Annotated in this window: 1 pseudogene; it reads left to right on the top strand. The window is 59.6% G+C overall.

What is annotated here, in order from left to right:
• Positions 1-14 precede the first annotated feature (14 nt).
• Positions 15-7,511, top strand: a pseudogene (locus ACQ5BJ_RS26220) (amino acid adenylation domain-containing protein); the annotation flags it as partial.

Below are 7,511 nucleotides of genomic sequence, written 5' to 3'. Positions count from 1 at the left end.
TGGAATGCAATGGCATGATCGCCGAAGGAGCGCTTCGCCTGCACATCAGCTACAGCGCGGAGCAGTACCGCCAAGCGACGATGGAGCGCTTCGCGCACGAGTTACAGATCAGCTTACAAGAGCTGCTCGCCCATTGTGTCGCGCAGGAGAGGACGGAACTGACGCCAAGCGATCTGCTGCAGCCTGGCTTTACGCAGAAAGAGCTGGATGCGCTCATGCAGCGTAACGCAGCATTAGGTGAGATCGAAGATGTATATGCGCTGACGCCGATGCAGCAAGGGATGCTGTTCCACAGCCGTCTGGATCCGCAGGCAGGAGCTTACGTGAACCAGATCCATCTGACCCTGCAGGGCGAGCTGCAGCCGGCAGCGTTTGAACAAAGCTGGCAAACCGTCGTGCAGCGGCATGCGGTGCTGCGAACGAGCATCGACAGTCAGTGGCGAAGCGAACCGCTGCAAGTCGTGTACCGGAAGCGGCCGTTCACAATCGTCTATCGCGATCTGTCGAGGAGCGACGCGGGCGAGCAGGCAGCTTGCATAGCACAGTGGAAGTCGGAGGATCGGAAGCAAGGCTTTGCGGTAGCGTCGGAGAGCCTGATGCGTGTGGCGGTGCTCCGCACAGGAGAGCAAACCCACGAGGTGATATGGAGCTTCCATCACCTGTTGATGGACGGCTGGTGCTTGCCGCTGGTGATGGAAGAAGTATTGGGAATCTACAACGCCTTGCGCGCCGGAGAAGAGCCGAAGTTACGCAGCGTCCGCGCGTACCGCGACTATATCCGCTGGCTGTCCGAACAGGACGCGAATTCGGCACGAAGCTACTGGAAGGAGCAGTTGGAGGGCAGCGAAGCGCTATCTGCGCTGCCGAAGCGGCAGCGTCAGGCGCAAGGCTATGAAGCGAAACGCGTGAGTTGGAGCGTCTCTCGGGAGCAGAGCAAAGCCATCGCACTGGCGGCCACTGCGCACGGCGTAACGGTAAGCACGCTGCTGCAAACGGCATGGGGGCTGGTGCTGCACGCCTACAGCGGCAGCAGGGATGCGGTATTTGGCGGCGTCGTATCGGGCAGACCGGCAGACCTGCCTGGCGTGGAAGGGATGATCGGACTGTTCATCAATACGCTGCCTGTCCGGGTAACGTGCGAGGGGCAGGAGACGGTTGCGGATCTGCTTCTCCGCATGCAGGCGCAGGCGCTGGCTGCGCAAGGTTACGCCTACTATCCGCTGCACGAAATCCAGGCGCAGTGCGCCGGAACGAGAGAGCTGTTCGACCATATTCTTGTGTTCGAGAATTACCCGATGCAAACCGCGCAGGCGGAAGCGTCAGCGGATGCAAGCGGACTGGAAATTACGGGGGTTCAGGCGGACGAACAAACGAATTACGACCTGAATGTGATGATTCAGCCGGGAGAAGAGCTGCACATTCATTTCGACTACAACGGACAGGTGTACGAACAAGGCACGATGGAGCGCTTGCAAGGTCACTGGATGCGGATGGTAGAGCAGATCGTGTCCACCCCGAACGTGGCGGTAGAAAAGCTGGAACTGCTGACGGCGGAAGAACGGGAAGAGCTGCTGGTGACATTCAACGATACGGCGGTGGAGCTGCCGGCGGAAGCAACGGTGCATACGCTGTTCGAACAGCAGGCTGCCCTGACGCCGGAGCAACCGGCGCTCGTAAGCGGAGAGGCGGTATGGACGTACGGCGAGCTGGAAGCACAATCCAACCGCATCGCCGGCTGGCTGCATGCGCACGGGGTGAGAAGCGAAGACCGCGTCGGGGTGCTGCTCAGCCGTTCGCCGCAACTGATCGCAGCTCTGCTGGGCGTGCTGAAAGCTGGCGCGGCCTATGTGCCGCTGGATCCGGCGCTGCCGGCAGCGCGCATCGAGGGAATGATCCAGGATGCCGGTATCCAAATCCTGCTGAGCGAAGGGGCACAGACGGAAACGGTGGCAGACTGGGAAGAAACGCCGCTGCGGCATGTCCTGTTCTTGGATAAGGAACGTTTGGCTGTTACGTGCTTGGATGAGGAACGTTCCGCTGTTACGGAAATAGCCGCTGCGGCTGTCGAAGGAAAGAAGGAACGCTTGGCCGTCACGGATGCCGAAGGGAACTGCTCCGCCATGGTGAGATTCGCCTCCGCGGAAGAATTGGAAGCCTATTCGCCGGCATCCACGGGAGCAACGGATGTACCGACAACGCCGATGAACAGCGCGTATGTGATCTACACGTCGGGCACCACCGGCAAGCCAAAAGGCGTGGTGGTGGAGCACCGGAACGTCGTGAACTTTATCGCGGGGATGGTGCGCTCACTGCCGTTTGCGCCATCTGCGTCGATCCTCTCGGTCACCACGGTGTCCTTCGACATCTTCGTGACTGAGAGCTGGGTACCGCTCAGCTGCGGGATGCAGATCGTTCTCGCCAATGAAGCGGAGCTTCAGGATCCTGCACTGCTAGGCGATTTACTGGCGGAGCATCCGGTACAACTGATGCAGACAACGCCTTCTAGGCTGTCGATGATGCTGAAGCAGGAGCACAGCGCCGCGCAGCTGCGCCGTATACCAGCCCTGTTGATCGGCGGCGAGCCGCTGCCAGCGGCGCTGCTGGAGCAGCTTCGAGCACAAACGAATGCGTCGCTGTACAATATGTACGGCCCGACGGAAACGACGGTGTGGTCTACGTTTGAACATCTGAAGGAAAGCGAAGGAGAAAAAGTCAGCATCGGCCGTCCGCTGGCGAACACGCAGGCGTACGTGCTGAACGCAGCGCTGCAGCTGCAGCCGATCGGAGCCGTAGGCGAACTGTGCCTCGGAGGCGCCGGGGTCGCCCGCGGATACTGGGCGCGCGAAGAGCTGACCAGGGAGAAGTTTGTCAATCATCCGTACCTCCCCGGGGAGCGGATCTACCGGACGGGCGATTTGGCCCGCTGGCTGCCGGATGGCCGATTGGAGCATTTGGGCCGGATCGATCATCAGGTGAAGATCCGCGGGTACCGGATCGAACCGAGCGAGATCGAAGCGCATCTGCTGCGAGTTGAAGGCGTCAAGGAAGCGGTCGTGACCGTTACTGCCGGGGAAACGCAGGAACTGTGCGCCTATGTAACGGGCAGCGGTGAGCTCACGGCGCAGGCGATGCGGAGCAAGTTGTCGGCGGGCCTTCCGTCTTATATGATCCCCACGCACTTCATTCGCTTGGAGAAGATGCCGCTCACGCCAAACGGGAAGCTGGACCGCAAGGCGCTGCCAGCGCCGGAAGGGGCGCTGAGTACGGGAACGGAGTATGCAGCGCCGCGCACGGCGACGGAAGCGAAGCTGGCGCAGCTATGGCAAGAGGTGCTGGGGCTGGAGCGTATCGGCATCCGCGATAACTTCTTTGACATCGGCGGTCACTCGCTCCGGGCGATGACGCTTGTATCGCGCATTCATCAGACGCTGGAGGCGGAGGTGCCGCTGCGGCAATTGTTCCTCTCGCCAACGATAGAAGGCTTGGCGGCTGCCCTGGAGGCGGCGGAGGGCCGCACCTTTGAAGCGCTTGTGCCTGCTCCGCTGCAGTCGGCGTATCCGTTGTCGTCCGCGCAAAAACGGCTGTATGTGCTGCAGCAGTTGGAGGGCGCCGAGCTGAGCTACAACATGCCTGCGGCGCTTCGCCTGACGGGAGCGCTGGATCGCCAGCGGCTGGAAGCCGCCCTACAGGCGCTCATCGCCCGTCATGAATCGCTGCGCACAGCGTTTGCGGCGGTAGACGGGGAGCCGATGCAGCGCATCATAGAGGCTCCCGGCTTCACCGTCATGTACGAGGAGGCAAGAGGAGCCGAGGCGCAGGCGTTCATTCGCCGCTTCCTCCGTCCGTTTGACCTTGGCGTTGCGCCGCTGCTGCGTACGACGGTGGTGCGGCTGGACGAAACGGATCACGTGCTGCTGTTCGACATGCACCATATCATTTCTGACGGCACCTCGATGAACATTTTGGTGCAGGAATTAACGAAGCTGTATGCCGGAGAAGAACTGGCACCGCTGCGGTTGCAGTATAAAGATTATGCGCTCTGGCAGCAAGGTTACCGGCAAAGTGCGGCTTACCGGAAGATGGAAAGCTACTGGCTGAGCCAGTTTGCAGGCGAGCTGCCGGTGCTGAGCCTGCCGACGGATGCTCCGCGACCGGCGGTGCGCAGCTTCGAAGGGGATCGTGTGGAGTTCGAGCTGGATAGTATGCTCGCCGAAGCGGTCAGAGGGCTGGCGCGGGAAAACGGCGCGACCGTGTACATGGTGCTGCTGGCCGCGTACAGCGCCCTGCTGGGGCGGTTAAGCGGTCAAGAAGAAGTGATCGTCGGTACGTCGATCGCCGGACGTTCCCATGCGGACCTGCAAGGGATGCTGGGGATGTTTGTAAACACGTTGGCGCTGCGGATGAACCCGTCCGGAGAAAAGCCGTTCTCCGCTTACTTGCAGGAAGTGAAGCAGACGGCGCTAGGCGCACTGGAGCATGGAGACTACCCGTTCGAGGAACTGGTGGAGCAGGTGGTAAAGCAGCGGGATATGAGCCGCAATCCGTTGTTCGATGCCATGCTGGTGCTGCAAAACACCGAGCAGGCCGAATTGGAGCTGGCGGGTCTGGAATGGACGCCGTATCCGATCGAGAGCGGAGCAGCGAAGTTCGACTTGACGCTGTCGGTCAGCGAGCACGAGCAGGGGATGCGATGCACCCTGGAATATGCGTCGAAACTGTTCGAACGGACGACGATCGAGCGTTGGGCGGGTCACTTTACCGAGCTGCTGCGTCAAGCGATTCGTCATCCGCAGGCGATGCTGGGAAGCATCGAGGTGCTGACGAATGACGAGCGGGAAGAGCTGCTGGTGACATTTAACGATACGGCGGTTGAGCTGCCGGCGGAAGCAACGTTGCATAAGTTGTTCGAAAAACAAGCGGCGAAAACACCGGACACAGTGGCTGTGGTATTTGAAGATCATCAACTGACGTACTCCGAGCTGAATAAGCGAGCCAACCGGCTGGCGCGGACGCTTCAGGCCGCGGGTGTGGAAGCTGACCGGTTGGTCGGCATTATGGCGGAGCCATCGCTGGAGATGGTCGTCGGCATTTTGGCTATTTTGAAGGCTGGAGGCGCTTATGTGCCGATCGATCCGGCGTATCCGTCCGAGCGCATCCGTTATCTGCTGGAGGATTCAGGCGCATCGCCGCTGCTTCTGCAGACACGCTTCCAGGAATACGCCAGCCAGTTTGCAAAAGCACTGATCAGGCTGGACGATCCCGCCGCTTACCTTGAAGATGCCACGAACCTAGTGAATGTTTCCAGTCCGAGCGATTTGGCCTACGTCATCTATACGTCTGGCTCGACAGGCAAGCCAAAAGGGGTTATGGTAGAGCACCGGAATGCCGCCAACGTCATTTCCTGGTATATTTCCCGCTATGAGCTGAGCGATAACCTGATGTTAACGACATCGTTTACATTCGATCCTAGCGTAGAACAATTATTTGGCAGCCTGATGACCGGAAAAACATTGCACATGATCCAGAAAGAGACGTTGCTGAATCCGCCTAAGCTGCTGGACTACATCCACGAGAACAAGATCAATACGATCAACTTCACGTCGTCTTACATTCGGGAACTGCTCGTGAGTCAAACCAAACTACCGGGCTTGCAACATGTCATCGCCGGTGGAGAAAAGCTGGACGATCGGCTGAAAGAGGAAGTTTTGCAGCTTGGCTATCGTCTGTACAATCACTACGGACCTACGGAAACGACGATCGAGGTTCTCACAGGTCCATGTTATTCAAACGTAAAAGCGACTGTAGGCAAGCCGATTCATAATACGACGGTCTATATTTTGGACGCGCGCGGCGGATTGCAGCCGATCGGCGTCGCCGGGGAGCTGTACATCTCGGGCGCCGGGGTGGCCAGAGGCTACTTGAACCGTCCGGAGCTGACAGCGGAAAAGTTCGTCGAAAATCCGTTCGAGCCGGGCCGCCGGATGTACCGAACAGGCGATTTGGCCCGCTGGCTGCCTGATGGCACTGTGGATTATTTGGGCCGGATCGACGATCAGGTGAAAATCCGCGGTTACCGGATCGAGCTTGGAGAAATCGAAGCGCAGCTCCTGAAGGTAGCTGCGGTGGAAGAGGCGGCCGTGGTTGCACGCGAGGATGCTGCCGGGCAAAAGCAGTTGTGCGCGTACATTGTGGCGGAGCGCGTGCTGACGGTCGGAGAGCTGAGGAAGGCGCTGGCCCGCGAGCTGCCAGAATACATGATTCCGGTATACTTTACGCAGCTCGACCGGATGCCGCTGACCTCCAGCGGCAAAGTGGACCGCAAAGCACTGCCGGCGCCGGAAGAAGGTTTGAGTGCGGGGACGGAATACGTCGCCCCGCGCACGGGCGAGGAAAAAGCGCTCGTGTCCGTCTGGAAGTCGGTGTTGGGCGCAGAGAAGATTGGCATCTTCGATCATTTCTTTGAGCTTGGCGGCGATTCAATCAAAGCAATTCAAGTCGCTTCACGGCTGCTGCAAGCCGGATATAAGGTCGAGATGAAAGATCTGTTCCGCTATCCGGTCGTCGCCGAGCTTAGCTCCCAGATGACGGCGGTCACTCGCCGCGCGGAACAAGGAGAGGTGTATGGTCCCGTGCCGCTTACGCCGATCCAGCGCTGGTTCGTGCAGCATGATCCCGTGGATCTGCATCATTTCAACCACGCGGTCATGCTGCACCGGGAAGACCGGTTCGACATTGGAGCGCTGCGCCTGACGATGCAGCGCATTGCCAAGCATCACGACGCGCTGCGGATAATTGTAACGCAGACGGAAGACGGCTATGCCGCTTGGAACCGTAGTGTGGAAGACGGCGAAAGCTATTGTCTGGACGTATTTGACTTCCGTGGCGAAGAAACATGGAGCCAGCGGGTTGAGACGGAGGCCGGCAAGCTGCAGGCCAGCTTCTCGCTGGCCGCCGGTCCGCTCCTGAAACTGGGCTTGTTCCAGTGTCCGGACGGGGATCATTTGCTGATCGCGATTCATCATTGGGTCGTCGACGGAGTATCTTGGCGCATCCTTTTTGAGGATATCGCGTCAGCTTACGAACAAGCGGCGCAAGGACAGGACATTCGGCTGCCGCTGAAAACGGACTCGTTTCAAACATGGTCGCAGCAGCTTGGCGCCTATGCGGCAAGTCCGGCGTTGGAGATGCAGCGTGCTTACTGGCAGTCGGTTGTAGAGAAGGATCTAGTGCCTCTGCCTAAAGATGATGAGCAAGGCGCGTCCACGCTGGCCGCCAGCCGGTCGCTGACGGTGGAGTGGTCGCAGGCACAGACGCAGCAATTGTTGAAAGAAGCACATCGGGCCTACGGGACGGAGGTCAACGATCTGTTGCTGACTGCACTGGTCATGGCGGTTCAAGCGTGGAGCGGACTCGAACGCGTGGCGGTCTTGCTGGAAGGACACGGCAGAGAACCGATTGCGGCGGATGTGGATGTTAGCCGGACGGTCGGCTGGTTTACGAGCGCGTATCCG

Origin of the sequence: Paenibacillus sp. B1-35 (assembly GCF_050474385.1) — a bacterium.
Classification (GTDB): Bacteria; Bacillota; Bacilli; order Paenibacillales; family Paenibacillaceae; genus Paenibacillus_B; species Paenibacillus_B alvei.
This window is presented reverse-complemented; position numbering and strand designations above follow the sequence as displayed.